Annotated in this window: 17 protein-coding genes; 13 read left to right on the forward strand and 4 right to left on the reverse strand. The window is 31.7% G+C overall.

The window, feature by feature from the left end; genetic code table 11:
* The first annotated feature begins 147 nt into the window (after positions 1-147).
* On the forward strand, positions 148-1131 hold the full coding sequence (locus V6624_RS13860; RefSeq protein ID WP_338838977.1) for an aldo/keto reductase: 984 nt from the start codon (positions 148-150) through the stop codon (positions 1129-1131).
* Positions 1132-1355: 224 nt separating this feature from the next.
* On the opposite strand, the gene V6624_RS13865 is transcribed toward V6624_RS13860, so the two are convergent.
* On the reverse strand, positions 1356-1943 hold the full coding sequence (locus V6624_RS13865; protein WP_111290364.1) for a DUF4142 domain-containing protein: 588 nt from the start codon (positions 1941-1943) through the stop codon (positions 1356-1358).
* A gap of 239 nt (positions 1944-2182) precedes the next feature.
* Here V6624_RS13865 and V6624_RS13870 point away from each other — a divergent pair, with 239 nt between their 5' ends.
* The 6 genes from V6624_RS13870 (at position 2183) to V6624_RS13895 (ending at position 6313) form a co-directional block, all read left to right on the forward strand.
* Positions 2183-2830, forward strand: coding sequence for a hypothetical protein (locus tag V6624_RS13870; protein WP_338838979.1), 648 nt, complete (start codon positions 2183-2185; stop codon positions 2828-2830).
* Between the two features lie 32 nt (positions 2831-2862).
* Positions 2863-3732 (forward strand): XAC2610-related protein, encoded by an 870-nt coding sequence (locus V6624_RS13875; protein WP_338838981.1) that lies wholly within the window; start codon positions 2863-2865, stop codon positions 3730-3732.
* 81 nt (positions 3733-3813) lie between these two features.
* Entirely contained in the window at positions 3814-4479 is a 666-nt protein-coding gene (locus V6624_RS13880; RefSeq protein ID WP_338838982.1) for a hypothetical protein, read from the forward strand.
* Between the two features lie 218 nt (positions 4480-4697).
* On the forward strand, positions 4698-4937 hold the full coding sequence (locus V6624_RS13885; RefSeq protein ID WP_338838983.1) for a DUF7218 family protein: 240 nt from the start codon (positions 4698-4700) through the stop codon (positions 4935-4937).
* Between the two features lie 41 nt (positions 4938-4978).
* Positions 4979-6076, forward strand: coding sequence for a DNA topoisomerase IB (locus V6624_RS13890; RefSeq protein ID WP_338838985.1), 1098 nt, complete (start codon positions 4979-4981; stop codon positions 6074-6076).
* 75 nt (positions 6077-6151) lie between these two features.
* Entirely contained in the window at positions 6152-6313 is a 162-nt protein-coding gene (locus V6624_RS13895; protein WP_012026284.1) for a DUF1328 domain-containing protein, read from the forward strand.
* A 185-nt stretch (positions 6314-6498) separates the two neighbouring features.
* Here V6624_RS13895 and V6624_RS13900 read toward each other — a convergent pair whose 3' ends face one another.
* Positions 6499-7059 carry a hypothetical protein gene (locus V6624_RS13900; RefSeq protein ID WP_162615023.1) on the reverse strand — a complete coding sequence of 187 codons (561 nt, stop codon included), beginning with the start codon at positions 7057-7059 and terminating at the stop codon, positions 6499-6501.
* A 187-nt stretch (positions 7060-7246) separates the two neighbouring features.
* Between V6624_RS13900 and V6624_RS13905 the strand changes: the two genes are divergently transcribed.
* The 3 genes from V6624_RS13905 (at position 7247) to V6624_RS13915 (ending at position 9329) form a co-directional block, all read left to right on the forward strand.
* Positions 7247-7819 carry a ferritin-like domain-containing protein gene (locus V6624_RS13905; protein WP_111290375.1) on the forward strand — a complete coding sequence of 191 codons (573 nt, stop codon included), beginning with the start codon at positions 7247-7249 and terminating at the stop codon, positions 7817-7819.
* A gap of 68 nt (positions 7820-7887) precedes the next feature.
* Positions 7888-8619, forward strand: coding sequence for a DNA-formamidopyrimidine glycosylase family protein (locus tag V6624_RS13910; RefSeq protein WP_111290377.1), 732 nt, complete (start codon positions 7888-7890; stop codon positions 8617-8619).
* Positions 8616-9329 (forward strand): DUF72 domain-containing protein, encoded by a 714-nt coding sequence (locus V6624_RS13915; protein ID WP_111290379.1) that lies wholly within the window; start codon positions 8616-8618, stop codon positions 9327-9329. Before V6624_RS13910 ends, V6624_RS13915 begins: the two co-directional genes overlap by 4 nt.
* 300 nt (positions 9330-9629) lie before the next feature.
* On the opposite strand, the gene V6624_RS13920 is transcribed toward V6624_RS13915, so the two are convergent.
* Complete coding sequence (locus tag V6624_RS13920) at positions 9630-10130, reverse strand: pyridoxamine 5'-phosphate oxidase family protein (RefSeq protein WP_111290381.1); 501 nt, start codon at positions 10128-10130, stop codon at positions 9630-9632.
* Between the two features lie 130 nt (positions 10131-10260).
* On the opposite strand from V6624_RS13920, the gene V6624_RS13925 reads away from it, so the two are divergent.
* Positions 10261-10797 carry a response regulator gene (locus V6624_RS13925; protein WP_239455758.1) on the forward strand — a complete coding sequence of 179 codons (537 nt, stop codon included), beginning with the start codon at positions 10261-10263 and terminating at the stop codon, positions 10795-10797.
* On the opposite strand, the gene V6624_RS13930 is transcribed toward V6624_RS13925, so the two are convergent.
* On the reverse strand, positions 10787-13609 hold the full coding sequence (locus tag V6624_RS13930) for a PAS domain-containing sensor histidine kinase (RefSeq protein ID WP_111290383.1): 2823 nt from the start codon (positions 13607-13609) through the stop codon (positions 10787-10789). The genes V6624_RS13925 and V6624_RS13930 overlap by 11 nt on opposite strands.
* A 200-nt stretch (positions 13610-13809) precedes the next feature.
* Between V6624_RS13930 and V6624_RS13935 the strand changes: the two genes are divergently transcribed.
* Both V6624_RS13935 and V6624_RS13940 read left to right on the forward strand, forming a co-directional pair.
* Positions 13810-14151 carry a hypothetical protein gene (locus V6624_RS13935; protein WP_111290385.1) on the forward strand — a complete coding sequence of 114 codons (342 nt, stop codon included), beginning with the start codon at positions 13810-13812 and terminating at the stop codon, positions 14149-14151.
* Between the two features lie 341 nt (positions 14152-14492).
* Entirely contained in the window at positions 14493-15296 is an 804-nt protein-coding gene (locus V6624_RS13940) for a hypothetical protein (RefSeq protein WP_111290387.1), read from the forward strand.
* The last annotated feature ends 17 nt before the right edge of the window (positions 15297-15313 follow it).

Raw genomic sequence — 15313 nt, forward strand, 5'->3', positions numbered from 1 at the left:
GAGTTGCTAAGATTCTAAGTTTCTCTGCGAAACACTTAAAATCTTAGCAACTATTAATTAAATAAAAATTTAAGATATTCAGACGAGGGAAACCAAGAAAAAAACTTAGAATCTCAGAATCTTAGCATCTTAGAAACTTAAAAAAAAATGCATACACGTAAACTAGGAAATAGCGGTTTAGAAGTCTCAGCGTTGGGACTTGGCTGCATGGGAATGAGTTTTGGCTATGGGCCAGCTCATGACAAAAACGAAATGATCAGTCTGCTTCGTTCGGCGTATGAAAAAGGAATTACTTTTTTTGATACGGCAGAATGTTATGGACCGTTTTTGAATGAAGAGTTATTGGGAGAAGCATTAGCACCTTTTCGCGATAAAGTTGTAATTGCGACAAAATTTGGCTTTTTGGAAGGCGATTCTAAAAAAGGATTAGACAGCCGTCCAGAATGGATTAGAAAAAGCGTTGAAGGTTCATTAAAAAGATTAAACACAGATGTAATCGATTTGTATTATCAGCATCGCGTTGATCCAAATGTTCCTATGGAAGACGTTGCAGGAACTATAAAAGATTTAATTCAGGAAGGAAAAGTAAAACATTTTGGACTTTCAGAAGCAGGCGTAGAAAGCATTCGTCGTGCGCACGCAGTTCAGCCTGTAACGGCATTGCAAAGTGAATATTCACTTTGGTGGAGAACTCCAGAAGAAGAAATTTTTCCAGTATTAGAAGAATTAGGAATTGGTTTCGTGCCTTTTAGTCCGTTGGGAAGAGGTTTTTTAACCGCTAAAATTGATGAAAACACGCAATTTGATAGTACTGATTTTAGAAATACATTACCGCGTTTCACACCAGAAGCCAGAAAAGTAAATCAAGCTTTAGTAGATTTATTATCTAAAATTGCTTCTGAAAAAGGAGCAACAAACGCACAAGTAGCGCTTGCATGGATTTTGGCTCAAAAATCTTGGATTGCACCAATTCCAGGAACTACAAAATTACATCGTTTAGAAGAAAACCTTGGCGCATTAGATTTAGTGCTTTCCGCTAACGATCTTTCAGAAATCAACGATGCCGCATCAAAAATAACAATAGAAGGCTCAAGATATCCAGAGCATCTGCAGAAGATAGCTGGGAAATAAGTATCTAAGTCTCTGAGATTCTAAGTTACTAAGCAACTAAGAGAAAACTTAGAATCTTAGCAACTTAGAATCTCAGCATCTTAAAAAAACAAACCCCTCAAGCAATTCAACTCTTGAGGGGTTTTTTAGCAAAGATTTGAGGTTCTTAGATGCTCCATTACTTAGAACCTTAGAATCTCAGAATCTTAGCGTCTAAAAATAAATAATAACCAATTAAATTTATTTTACTTTTTGTCTAGGTTTTGTTTCAGCAATTTAGCGTGTTCTAAGTGCGCTGTTAAACCTGCAATATTATTAGAAGCCCAAGTTTTTACATCCTCGTCAACGGCATCTTTTGTTGCGTCTTGAAGTTTTTTGATCGCTTTTTCGTGACCATCAATCATCATATCGGCGAATTTTTTATCAAAATCAACACCCGATTTTTCGTTTAATTTATTGTATTCCTCTTGACCTTCTTCAGTTAGAGAAGTTGGTAGAGTAAAGTTTTTCGCTTTTGCTAAAGCACTCACTTCAGAAGCCGATTTAGTGTGCTCATCAACAAGCATTTTACCAAATTTTTTCACTTCAGCGTTTGTACTTTTTGTTTGAGCCAGTTTACCAATTTCGATTTCAGCTAAATTAATTTCGGCTTGATCTACTAAAAATTCAGAATCATCTTCTTTGCTGTCAATAGAATCGAATTTTGCTTCGTTTGCATCTTCTGCAACTTCTTTTGGATCTTCTTGTTTGGTTTCGTTTTTACAAGATTGAAGAAATATAATGATAAGTCCTGCTCCTAAAATGGCTTTTCCGGCTAATAATAACTTTTTCATGATTTTAATAGTTTAAATGTTATGATGTAAAATTATAGAGAAGCTGTAAGAAAATTTTACAGGATTTTTATGGATTGTTATAGGATTAAGATGTTGATATGAAGAAACGCATTTACCTTTAATTAAACTTTCTTTAGCTAAAAAAGAGTCAATTTGTAATTTTTAGACAATTAATTTTTGTACGATAATATTTTATATTTTCGAAGTATCAAAAACAAATCATTTTAAATAATCACTAAATGAAAATTACCGCAAAAATTAAATCTCGATCTCGTATTTTATTCTTATCCGTTTTTGTCTTGTGTTTAACTGTATCTAAACTGACGGCTCAGAAAATGACTTTTAACCCAAAGAAAACAGACAATGGTTTGATTTTCGGGTCGATGACTTTTCCAGAAGAAAAAGCCCGTTTTAACGGATATTTTTTACTGATAAGTTACAAATCAACTGATCCTAAAATTTCTAGAAAATATTCAAAAGAAGTACGTTTTATTCCTGCTCAGATTACAAGAATGAGACATAAAGGAGATTTAGATAACGGATTGACCTACCTTTTTGCAGTTGAAAAGCCAGAAGGCGAATATGAAATTACAAATATTAGACTTTTTACCAATAGTGGTCTTGCGTTTCTTCAGAAAAATGATAATGTAAATGGATTTTCAATTCCTTTTAAAGTAAACAAAGGAGAGATCTCATATATTGGAAATATAAGATTTAATGAAAATGCTTTTAAACAATCTGCGAAAGAAATCAAAACAATGGTTGTTTATAATAATAATTTTGAAAAAGATCTTGACGGAATTAAAAAAGCAGAACCATTTGTTTACTGGGATGCTGCAAAAAAAGATGATTCAATTCAAATTATTTATAATGAATCATTGCCATAATGGCTAAAACAGATTTATGTTATTGTAATCTTATGAAGCAAAAACTATTCTCATTATTTTTTTTGGCAGCCACAGCTTTTGCATCAGCCCAAATCAATTATAAAGGTCTTATTGACAAATATCCAATCGAGTTTGTAACTGACGTTTATTCTGACGGGCAAGGAACGGCAATTTATGCTTATTCTAATTATGATACTCCGATTGTTTTAAATGCAAAGCTGAAAGGGACTACTTTAGTTTTCACTGAAAAAGATAAAAATGATAAAGAAACCGCAAAATTAAGTTTCGAAAATTATAGTGCAGAAAGTGATCAATTAAACGGAATTTGGAAAGATTTAAATTCAGGAAAAGAGCTTAAAATCAGTTTGGAGAAAGAATTTGATCTCAATAATAATGGCGAAGAATGGTCAGAAAGAGAGATTTTACAGCCAGTTTCTTTAAAAGACAAGTATTTTAAATTGATTGTTTCGAAAGAAAAAGGCGGTTCTTCTGGGGTTTCGGGAATAAAAATCATTGAAAAAAAGACCGATAAATTAATTCAGAAAGTCGATGTCGCATGTCAACTTTGGGGATTGTATAATGTAAATATTGGTGATTACAATTTTGATGGATTTGAAGAATTCTCCGTTTTTGAATCTAGTTATGCTGGACCAAATACTTCAAGAATATATTTTCTGTACAATCCGAAAACGGGAAAATACTTTGAAAGCAGTTTCAGCGGAACTTCTCTAGAATTTGATAGTAAAACCAAAAGAATTTACGAGCACAATCAATGCTGTGCAGGAAGAAGCATTGAAAAAGCCGAATATAAAGTAGTCAATAATAAAATGGTTTTAGTAAAAAAAACTTGTTTAGAATATGACGAAAAAACACAGGATTATAAGAAGATTAAATGTGATTAGTTTTCATTGTTTAGACAAATAAATACTAAAAGTAACAATTAATAACACCTAAAATATTTAACTCTTAAATTTTTTAAATTAATGAATTTTTTTGACAAATTTTTCGATTTTGTTTTTGATGAAAGAAAAAAAATTTCATCAAAGGCTGCTATTATAATCCTAGTTCTATTTGGAGTGTTACTCATAAATAATGTTCTAGGAATTTCTAGTAATTATGTCATCAATAATAAAATTGAGCAAATTCAAAAATTAAATTTGATAATTTCAAATCCTGCATCAGATGATGTTACTATTAAATCAGCTAAAAAAATTAGAGAAGAAATTTTTTTAAGGAAAAGTATTTTAGAATATTCATATGATTACTTTAGTAAATTATCTTTTAGAAAAGAAACAAAGACAGATAATACTTCGAAATCAGTTAAGTCATTAGAAGATATAAATACACCAAATGATTTTTGGTTTTATTTTACGGCATCTGGAGTATATATTATATTAGGAATTGCAATGATATTTTTAATGTTATTTATTGATAAAGTATCCACAATTTCTCAAAGAGTAGCGATTACCCTTTTATTAGTTACTATTTTTTTGGGATTAGGTCAATTTTTTTATTGGTTATGTAGTTTAATTCCAATGATTTTATCCAATTCATGGTTATTGAATTATTTAGTAAATCTAATTATTCAAATAGGAACAATTTTTACATTTATTTGGATAAATATAAAATTGCAAAAATTAAATTTATAGTTTTTTTGATTAAAATCCCAACTCAAAAAAAGTTGGGATTTTTTTATCTGTAACATTTTTCACCTTTCCCTTTCGTGAAAAAAACATTTTACATTCCTACTTACACAATTCCCATCCTACAAATTTGAAATATCCAGTCAAAATTCTATAACAGTTTCACTTAACTTTTTGAAGAACTTTGGCTTATAGATTTTTAGAAATAATTAAAAATTAAAGCCATGCCAGATCCAAGAATTAAGAATGAAGAGCAATATGAAGCATTGGTAAAAAAAGGATACAGCAAAGAAAAATCGGCTCGTATTGCCAACACGCCAGATGCAGGAAAGAAGGGAGGAAAAGCTAAGCCTTATGATGAATGGACAAAAGAAGAACTTCTAAAACAAGCCAGTAGAGTGGGGATAAAAGGAAGATCTTATATGAATAAAAAAGCCTTAATTGAATCTTTAAGAAATAACTAAAATTTAAAACAAATTATTAATGTGATAAAAATTTAAATAACATGAATACCGCAGCCAAAAAGGAAATCCTAATGAATCAGCTGATTAAATCGCCACATTTAGTAATTGAAAAACTAGATTTGGAATACATCAATGATCACCAATTAACAATTATACGCTGCCGCGAAGGAGAAAATTTCGTTTATAAAAAGAACGGAAAAAATGTAAAAAGCAAACATGAAATTAAACGCATTAATAGTTTAGTACTTCCGCCAGCATGGGAAAATGTTCGAATAACAGCTATTACAAACGGACATTTACAAGCGGTTGGGACAGATGTAAAAAATAGAAAACAATACCGTTATCATCCAAAATGGAATCTGATTCGGAATCAAACGAAGTTTTATAAAATAGCAGAATTTGGTGCAAAACTACCATCCATAAGAAAACAAGTAGATCTTGATTTGGAACAGAAAGAATGGTCTAAAGAGAAAGTAACCGCTTTGGTCATTCGATTGATGGAAGAAACGCATATCAGAATTGGAAATGAGAAGTACGCCAAAGACAACAAATCGTACGGACTTTCGACTCTTAGAAAACGTCATATTAATATCAATAGAAATTCGCTTCGATTTGAATTTATTGGCAAAAAAGGAAAACAGCATACCATTACAACCCGAAACAAACAACTAATAAAATTGGTAAGCCGTTGCGAAGAAATTCCAGGTTATGAAGTTTTTAAATATTATGATAAAAACGGCGAAAAAAAAGTTTTAGATAGTCACGCTGTAAATGAATATCTCCATAATATTTCTGGCGAATATTTCAGTGCGAAAGACTTTAGAACTTGGGCAGCTTCAATTATTTTCTTTGAAAGTTTAATGGAAATGGGAATCACTTCAGACGAAAAAGAAATCAAGCAGAATATAATTGCAGCTTTTGATTTAACAGCAGAAGCGCTCGGAAACACAAGAAAAGTCTGCAAAGACTATTATGTTCATCCGCTTTTGATTTCGACTTATGAAGATGGTTCCATTCAAAAATATTTCGATTTGGCGCAAAAAAGCCGAAGCACAAGAAAATATTTTACAAAATCAGAAATCGCATTTTCTGAGTTGATTCAGAATTATGAAATCAATTTAGATTCATCATGTTCATAAAAGAGTTAATGCATCTCTCCAAAAGCATAAAGTTTGAATACAAACAAAATCAGTATTAACTAAAAAACTATTATTATGTTACGTTGGACAGTCACTTTTATTATTCTAGCCATTGTGGCGGGAATATTTGGTTTTGGCGGAATTGCCGCTGGAGCTGCTAGTATTGCAAAAATTTTATTCTTTATATTTTTAGTTTTATTCGTTATTTCATTAATTAGCGGAAGATCGAGAGTATAAGAATATCAGTTAAATAAACAACAAATAAAACGGCACATTCATTTGTAATGTGTCGTTTCTGGTTTTAATAATTCGAAATTGATATTTCTGTTAAGAATTATTATAGATTAAATAGTTGAATTTTAAACTCAAAAAAACCGTCTCGGTAAATAACGAGACGGTTTTTTATTTTTGAAATAAGAAATTTAGAATCGGCGAGGATCATTTTCAGGATATTCTTCATCATCGTTATCTTCTTGTACATCATCTTCGATGTAATCATTATCGTCGTCGTCAATATCTTCTTCTATGTACTCATCTTCATCGTCTTCATCGTCTTCATCATCTTCTTCATCGTCTTCATCTTCATCTTCATCTTCATCAAGATCTTCCAATACATCTTCTGTTTCATTAAAATCGTATTCCTCTTCGGTTAAATCTGAAGGATTATCAAACTCGTCGTTTTCTTCGAAATCGTCTTCCAATTCAACTTCATAAATATCATCGTTATTGTCTTCTAAATCCCTGTCCTTATGAAAATCATCATTTAAATCGTCCAAATCATCATCCGAAAAATCTTCCTGATCTGGATTAGGTCGATTGGGATTGTGGCCATTTCTGACCGTGTATCCTCGTTCAGCAATTTCACGATTATCATTGTCGGGTTTTCTAGCATCATCTTTAAGATCTTCTGCCAGATTTCTGTCATCAGAAAAGTGATTTTTAAAATCCTTATTTGTGCTGTTGTTTTTATCTATAGTATTCATGATCGCTATTTTTTATAATTATATATACAAAGCTAGCATGAAGAGATAGGAATCTATTATAGAATAACAAAGTCTAATTGTATAATTAACAGGTGTTTAGAATGGAATTTTAAGTTGGAATCATATAACCAGTCTATTTGGTGAGACTGTAATTTTACAATCATATTAATTATAAAAAATTATTACCATGAAAACTACTGATAGTAAAACTAAAACGTCTGCAAAAGAGACTATTCCAAGAGGAGTTACAAAGCCAAAATCGAACGCGGCATCAGGATTAACTGAATTATTTGAAGAAGCCTTGAAAGATATTTATTGGGCAGAAAAAGCTTTGACCAAAGCACTGCCAGTAATGGTTAAAAATGCAACTTCGGTTGAATTGAAAGACGCAATTGACAACCATTTAACAGAAACGGAACAGCAAATCACTCGTCTAGAGCAAGTTTTTAAAATTATTGGACAAAAACCAACAGCCAAAAAATGCGATGCGATGGAAGGTTTGATTGAAGAAGCGAAAGGAATGCTGGAAGAAACTGAAATAGGAGTAGTGCGAGATGCTGGAATTATTGCAGCGAGTCAGAAAATTGAGCATTATGAAATTGCTACTTACGGTACCTTAAGACAATTTGCAGAGACTCTTGGTTTGCCAGAAGCGGCCACTTTATTGGAACAAACACTTGATGAAGAAAAAGGTGCCGATAAAACACTCACTGAAGTTGCTGTTAATGCAGTTAATCTTGAAGCTGCAGAAATAGAATAAAACATTTAGAAATGTAATTAAAGTGCAGTTTTCGGACTGCACTTTTTAATTAAATAAAAATATAGTATATGCCCGAAGGTCCGTCAATAGTAATCTTAAAAGAAGAAGTACAGCAATTTGCAGGAAAGAAAGTGATTTCTGTTTCTGGAAGTGCCAATATTGATATTTCACGTCTAAAGGATAAAACCATACTTGCGTTTAAAACCTGGGGAAAACATTTTTTAATCTGTTTTGATTCTTTTACAGTAAAAATTCACTTGCTTATGTTTGGAACCTACCGAATAAATGAACGCAAGGTTTCTAAACCTCGACTAAGTTTGGTTTTTGAAAACGGCGAACTTAACTTTTATACTTGTTCAGTTAAAATTCTTGAAGGGGATATCAATTCTCATTATGATTGGAGTGTTGATGTTATGAACGAAAATTGGAATCCGAAGAAAGCACATTTAAGATTAGAAAAAATACCAGAAAAAATGATTTGTGACGTCATTTTAGATCAAGATATTTTTTCGGGAGTGGGTAATATCATTAAAAATGAAGTTTTGTATCGATGTTATGTTCATCCAGAATCGATTGTGGGAAAAATTCCGTTTCACATAACAAGTCAGTTAATAGCAGAATGTTCTATTTACAGCTTTGAGTTTTTATATTGGAAAAAGAAATTTGAATTGAAACAGCATTGGGAAGCTTATACTAAAAATGTTTGTTTGAGATGCAATCTTCCGTTTCAAAAAAAACAGACCGGAGAACGAAAACGCAGAAGTTTTTTCTGCCCGAATTGTCAACAACTATACAAATGAAAAATCAAATAATAATAGGATGTTCAAGCTTTTATAACAGTTTCTGGAAAAATATTTTTTATCCTCAAAATCTGCCTTCAAAGCAATGGTTCGAGTTTTATTGCCATCATTTTGATACTTATGAGTTCAATGGAAGTTTTTATAAATTTCCGACTGTGCGTGTTTTTCAAAACTGGTACAATAAAGCGCCTGAATCTTTTTTGTTTTCAGTCAAAGTGCCGAAAGAAATCACGCATATCAAAAAACTGAAGGATTGTGAAAGTCTATTAAATGACTTTTATGAAATTTGTAATGAAGGAATGAAAGAAAAACTTGCGGCAGTTTTATTTCAATTTCCGCCGAGTTACACTTTTAGCCAAGAAAAGTTAGAAACTATAATCAATATTCTGGATTATAATTTTAAAAATGTGATCGAATTTCGTCACGAAAGCTGGTGGAATGATGAGGTTTGGAATGTTTTTAAAGACAATAACATTACGTTTTGCAGTGTAAGTCATCCAAATCTTCCGCAAACTATTTTTAAGGATTTTCCATTGCTTTATATTCGGTTTCATGGAATTCCGAAATTATTTCATTCCAGTTATTCTACAGAAGAATTAAAACATGTAAACAACCAGATTGATTCCCAAAAAGGATTTGTATATTTCAATAATACTGCAAGCGAAGCAGGAATTCTGAATGCTTTAGAGTTAAAAAGAATGACTGTTTAATTTTTTCGTGCGTGTTTTTTAAACGCAAAGTACGCTAAGGTTTTTTATTTTGAAGCTTTAATTGAAGCCTTGAGAGAGATCGCAAAGCTTTGAGCATAATTTACTTGCTGAATATTTTTTTTATGTAGATTTTACAGATTTAAGCAGATTTTAATCCTGCTAATCTTTTAATCTATGGCAAAAAAAATAACCACAAAGAGCAAAGTAAACGCAAAGTGTAAAAGATAATTTTCTTTGTGAACTTTGCGTTTACTTTGCGCTCTTTGCGGTTTAAAAAAAACTTTGCGGTTAAACAGAAAACTACAATTTCAAACTTCCTTCAATTCCGTCATCCATTGTTTTTCCTGTAACGAAAGCAGCCGTCATTTTTGCAATCGCGACCATTTTTCCGTTTTTGTTGTTCCAATAATAACCATCTTCCGGAATTACTTTAATCACACTCAAATTCGGATCATCGATACCACCTGGCATCCAAATTTTTACGACTGGATTCCATAATTTTTCAATTGTTTCTCGATCGTACGAAATACTCGCCGTTCCATGAAGCGTTAAAAACTTATCATGTGGTTCGGAAAAGAAAATTTCTACCATCGGATTTAAAGTAATTTCAGCATTCTGACCACTGTTTCGGTCAGATAAAAACCAAAGCTGACCTAAATCGTCAATTTTTTGAACAGACATTGGTCGTGATTGCAGTCTGTATTCGTTATATGTACAAAACATGCAAGTTTTAATATGTTCAGCTAGATCTTTTATTTTATCTACTGCAAATTCATCTGTAAGGTCTTTATGATCGCCCATAATACTATATTTTAAAGTTATATATCTAATTCAACTGTTTGACAAACAAACTAATATCGCTTGTAAAAAGCTTAAAGTAAAGTTGGCGTTTTTTGTTCTTTTTTAGATTATATAATTAAACTTAGAAATTATGAGATTTCAATTTGCTGTATTTAAGAGAAATCGATTCAATATTTATTTGTTACATAAAATTACATTATCTTTGAAATATTATAATTCTCAGCCAAAAAATACGATGACAGATTTTACTATTTTCTATACCGATGATGACGAAGATGATTTAAGTATTTTTGCTGACGCCGTAGAATCTATACCGCAGAATATCAAACTTCAGACATATTCAGGAGGTCAAAATTTCTTAAATGCGATTTCGGATCTGCCAGCAACACCTTATGTGGTTTTTTTAGATTTAAATATGCCTGGAAAAAATGGATTTGATGTTTTAGAAGAACTTCGTACTTCAGACTATAAAAAAGATATACCAGTTGTGATTTATTCTACTTCGAGCGAACCTGGTATTATTGAAAAATGCCGTAATCTTGGTGCCAATTGTTTTATTACAAAACCCGTTTTAATGAGCGATATAATAAAATCAATCGAACACGCCATTCAAATTGACTGGAATAAATTTATTCCAACGCAAGCAAATTTTGTTTTTAGATACTGATTTCAGATAAATCGGGAAAGTAAATATTAAAAACAGACCCTTTGCCTTTTTCACTTGTAACATCAATAAATCCTTTGTGGTTTTCGACGATTTTTTTCACAATCGCAAGACCAATTCCAGTTCCTCGATATTCACTTTCAGTATTTAAACGCTGAAAAACTTCGAAGATTTTTTCTTTATAAACAAGCTCAAAACCAATTCCGTTATCTGAAACTTGAAGATGATAATAGGTTTTATCTTTAAATTCGGCATTTTGAAGCGATTTTCCGTCAACTTGCGTTACAGCGATTTTTACAATTGGAGGAATTCCAGGTCGAGAAAATTTCAAAGCATTTTCGACTAAATTATGAAGCAATTGTCTGAACTGAAATTGAATAAGTATTGCTTCTCCTAAATTATCGTATTCCACAACCGCTTTTTTTTCTTCAATCCGATCTGAAAAATCACTTATAACTTCTTCAACAATTTCATCAATTTTAACTGTTGTAAAAATTCGATCTGCAGAGTTGGCACGCGAATAGGCTAATAAATCTTGTATGAGATCCTGCATTTTTTTGGCAGAAAACTCAATTCTAGTTAAATATATTTTGGCAGCAGCAGAAATGTTCTGTTCATCTAAATCGGACAATCGGCTAGCAAAGGTTTGAATTTTTCGTAAAGGTTCCTGAAGATCGTGACTTGAGATATAAGCAAACGACTGCAGTTCAATATTCATATTGACCAAATCTCTATTTTTGAGCTCAAGCTGTGTTGTCCGTTCAAAAATTTGGTCTTCGAGTTGATTAGTAAAATTCTTTTGGTCTTCAATATCTGTACTTGTACCGACCCACATTTGCACTTTTCCAAATTCGTCTAGTTGCGCAATTGCACGACTAAGCTGCCATCTGTATTCGCCATCATAGCGTTTGAATCGATGAATGAATAGGAAATCGTTACCCGTTTTTACAGCTTCCATCCAGAGTTTTAAGTTTTCTTCGCGATCATCTGGATGAACAATTTGAAGCCAGCCATTTTTTTCAATTTCTTCTGCAGATATGCCAGAATAATTGTAAACGGTTTGATTAAAATAATTTAGATTTCCCAAAGCATCACTTGTCCAAATAAGCTGAGGCATAGAGTCGGCGAGGAGTCTGAATTTTTTTTCACTCTTCATCAATACCTGCTGACTTTCTTTTTCAATTGTAAAATCCATTACAGTTCCAATCATTTTTGAAGGATTCTGATCATCATCAAAAAAGATTTTTCCGTGTACTTTAATCCATGCAATCGAATTATCTAATTTTAAAATTCGTGCTTCATATTTATAAATTCCCGTTTTTAGTGCTTTCGCGAATGCGTCTACTACAATATGTTCATCTTCTGGAAGAATACGGCTTCGAATATCCTGATGGATAATTTTTCTGTTTTTATCAAAACCGAAAATATCTAGAATAGTGTCGCTGTAGACTAATTCTTTATTTTTAAGATTTAAATCCCACATCGCAATTTCTCCAATTTCAGCAGCTAATCGAACTCTTTCTTCGGCAGTTTCGACTTTTTTTCGAGCTTTAACTTTAGAAGTTACATCAAAAACAGTACACATAATTCCAGATGCATTTCCATTTTTTTCGTAGAGTGGCGTGTACTCGAAATCAAGGTAGAATTTTTTGAGTTTTCCGTGAATGTCTACATAAGCAACTGCTTCATTCTCCCGAATTGTTTTTCCATTATTCAAAACTTCATGCAATAATCCAGGATATTTTTGATTTTCTAATTCTGGAAAAACTTCTAATAGAGGCTTACCAATACAATCTTTTTCTTTCTTTTGCCAGATATTATGCATCATCGTTAAATTTGCCATTTCGATGATGAAGTCTTTTCCTCTAAAGATCGCCATTGCAATTGGAGATTCCATTACAATATTTCTAAAGGCTTTTTCGCGCTCTGCCAACAAATGTCTAGCTTTTACTTCTTCTGTAACTTCGTACGCCACTACAATAACGCCAGTTATAACATCATTTTCTTCTTTTATAGGATAAAAAACGAGATTAAAATAGGCTAAATCTTGCTTGTTGTAGCGATTTAAAGTAACAGCAAATTCATCAGCATAATAGGAGATACCAGTTTCAAAAACATTTTTTAAAATAGGATACGCTGTTTCTCTTGTTTCGGGAACAGAGTCAAAAATAGGCTTATCTAAAATAGCATTTTCTTCTTTGTCAATGATATGGAGATAAGTTGTGTTAGCCGTTTCAACAATTAGATCGGCTCCTTTTAAAACACAAATTCCTAGTGGTAATTGTTTGATTGTGTTTCTAAAACGTTTCTCGCTTTCTTCTAATTTTTTACGAGTAATTATTTGGTCTGTAGTTTCATTGCAAACCACTAAAACACCGTTTGGTTTTCCGTTTTCATCATTTACGGGACTATAGCTAAAAGTCCAGTAAACATCTTCCATTTGTCCGTTTCTATAAATCGGCAACAGTTGATCTTCGTGCCATGTAGCTTCGCCTTTTTGAAGAACTTGATCGATTAAAGGTTTAATAAAATCCCAGATTTCAGACCAATATTCTGCACCTTTTTCTCCCAAAATCGACGGATGTTTGCCGTTATTTCCTAAACTCGGACGATAAGCATCATTATAAAAACAAATATGATCTGGTCCCCAAAATAGAAACATGGGGAATTTGGAGTTTAAAACAATTCCTAAAGTGGTACGAAGGCTTTGAGGCCAAAATTCTATAGATCCAACAGACGTTTTGCTCCAATCCTTGTCACGGGTAAGTTGCCCCATTTCTCCTCCATTTGCTAGAAAATCACGGTTTTTATTCATTAAGATTAGGTGTATTATTGTAATTATAAACAGCTAATTTCAAGCTGTTTTTTTTATGCTAAATATTGGCTTTGTTAAATTTAGTGAAAAATAAATATTCTATTGAGGCCGATTTTTGAATGAGGTAAGATTAAAATCAATTGAGTTAATTTTATCTGGTTTCAATACGGAAATTTGATAAACAGATTAAAACTGAAGCCATGAAAAGAGAAGATTCAAAACACGAAACTGACAATATAAAAAGATATCAAGAAGAAGGATATACAGTAAATTATTTATTCGAAAATGACCATTTAATAGATTCAGAAAGCAAAGTTGCCTATAAACCAGAAGATGTTTTTATTGTCGCACATCATCGATATGAAGGAATGAGCGATCCTGATGATATGTCGATTTTATATATAATTGAAACTAAAGACGGTGGAAAAGGAACCCATTTGTTAGGATATGGCCCAATGGCCGATTTGGAAGAAGCTGAATTTTTTAAAGATATTCCGAAAGCGAACTATTCTAAAAATGCTGACATAAACGAACTGACTTAAAAGAATAAAAATAGATTGGTATTTTTATTTTGCTGATGAGCAGTTGTTCCAAATTTATTTGGAGCAGCTGCTTTTTTTTTTTAACGAGATTCTAAGGGACTAAGTTTCTGAAATACTAAGGTTTTTTGCTCTTTTCGCTTAGAGTTTCAGAAACTTAGAATCTTAGTCTCTTAGCATCTCAGAACCTTAAAATAATAATTATGAAATATCTTCCAAAAATTGTATAAATAATTGAAGGTTAATATAAACGAAATTTGGATTATAGAAATGAAGTAAAAACTAAGGTTAGTTTTTGTTCGTAAATAAGAACTAACCGCTTTTATTAAAACCAAACCATAATAATGAAAAAACTTTACATAAATACTGGAGGATTTGATGCTGTTTTTAATAACCTTAAAGATAGTTTTGGTGGCGAATTATCAGTTACAGCCAAAGAATATAAATTGACAATTAAATCAAAATGGGCAAATGGAACCATTTCTGGAGTTCGTTTTGAAAAAGAAATGTCATATCTCAATTTTGATTTAATTTTTAATCAAGAAATTAGTTTAAGTATCGAATCTAATCCTTTTACGCCTGTATTTTTTGCTTATTGCGAGAAGGGAAATGTTTTGCATAGTTTTGGTGCCGATGGCGCTACTAATTGTCTTAAAAAACAACAATCAGGTATTATGAGTAATTCTTCTACTATTAATAGCGTATTGTATTTTCAAAGCCATCAGCAGATTCAATTCTCAATAATCGGAATGCCAACAACAATCGAAAATAAAGAAAATGACTTTGTTTCTCAAGTCAGAAAAATATTTACAAACAATTCTGGAAATTACATTTATATAGGCGATGAAAATGACAAAATTGGAGAGAAATTTCAGGAGCTTAAAAGAATTCCAAATCAAGGAGCAATTCGTTATATATTAATGAAAAGTATTCTTCGCGAAGTTTTAGAACTAGAGATAGCGCAGCATAGTTATAATTATTTAACTCCATTTGTTCCAATTTTGAATTTTGCAGTTAAACAATTAAGCGAAATTAAAAAGCTTTCTTATTTAAACTTGACAGCGCCTGTACAGTTTTTAAAACGAAACTTGCAACCTCGAAAATACCAATTGGAATTAAAACCTTTCAATCAAAAATTAGCTAGCTAGTAAGCATACCATATTCT

This window comes from Flavobacterium ginsenosidimutans (assembly GCF_037478105.1).
GTDB lineage: Bacteria > Bacteroidota > Bacteroidia > Flavobacteriales > Flavobacteriaceae > Flavobacterium > Flavobacterium ginsenosidimutans.

Bases quoted from the DNA above. Each gene is read 5' to 3' on its own strand.
- V6624_RS13885 (WP_338838983.1), top strand. From the start codon at position 4,698: ATGCCAGATCCAAGAATTAAGAATGAAGAGCAATATGAAGCATTGGTA.
- V6624_RS13905 (WP_111290375.1), top strand. From the start codon at position 7,247: ATGAAAACTACTGATAGTAAAACTAAAACGTCTGCAAAAGAGACTATT.
- V6624_RS13865 (WP_111290364.1), bottom strand. From the start codon at position 1,943: ATGAAAAAGTTATTATTAGCCGGAAAAGCCATTTTAGGAGCAGGACTT.
- V6624_RS13890 (WP_338838985.1), top strand. From the start codon at position 4,979: ATGAATACCGCAGCCAAAAAGGAAATCCTAATGAATCAGCTGATTAAA.
- V6624_RS13925 (WP_239455758.1), top strand. From the start codon at position 10,261: ATGAGATTTCAATTTGCTGTATTTAAGAGAAATCGATTCAATATTTAT.
- V6624_RS13930 (WP_111290383.1), bottom strand. From the start codon at position 13,609: ATGAATAAAAACCGTGATTTTCTAGCAAATGGAGGAGAAATGGGGCAA.
- V6624_RS13880 (WP_338838982.1), top strand. From the start codon at position 3,814: ATGAATTTTTTTGACAAATTTTTCGATTTTGTTTTTGATGAAAGAAAA.
- V6624_RS13935 (WP_111290385.1), top strand. From the start codon at position 13,810: ATGAAAAGAGAAGATTCAAAACACGAAACTGACAATATAAAAAGATAT.
- V6624_RS13940 (WP_111290387.1), top strand. From the start codon at position 14,493: ATGAAAAAACTTTACATAAATACTGGAGGATTTGATGCTGTTTTTAAT.
- V6624_RS13875 (WP_338838981.1), top strand. From the start codon at position 2,863: ATGAAGCAAAAACTATTCTCATTATTTTTTTTGGCAGCCACAGCTTTT.
- V6624_RS13915 (WP_111290379.1), top strand. From the start codon at position 8,616: ATGAAAAATCAAATAATAATAGGATGTTCAAGCTTTTATAACAGTTTC.
- V6624_RS13895 (WP_012026284.1), top strand. From the start codon at position 6,152: ATGTTACGTTGGACAGTCACTTTTATTATTCTAGCCATTGTGGCGGGA.
- V6624_RS13900 (WP_162615023.1), bottom strand. From the start codon at position 7,059: ATGAATACTATAGATAAAAACAACAGCACAAATAAGGATTTTAAAAAT.
- V6624_RS13870 (WP_338838979.1), top strand. From the start codon at position 2,183: ATGAAAATTACCGCAAAAATTAAATCTCGATCTCGTATTTTATTCTTA.
- V6624_RS13920 (WP_111290381.1), bottom strand. From the start codon at position 10,130: ATGGGCGATCATAAAGACCTTACAGATGAATTTGCAGTAGATAAAATA.
- V6624_RS13910 (WP_111290377.1), top strand. From the start codon at position 7,888: ATGCCCGAAGGTCCGTCAATAGTAATCTTAAAAGAAGAAGTACAGCAA.
- V6624_RS13860 (WP_338838977.1), top strand. From the start codon at position 148: ATGCATACACGTAAACTAGGAAATAGCGGTTTAGAAGTCTCAGCGTTG.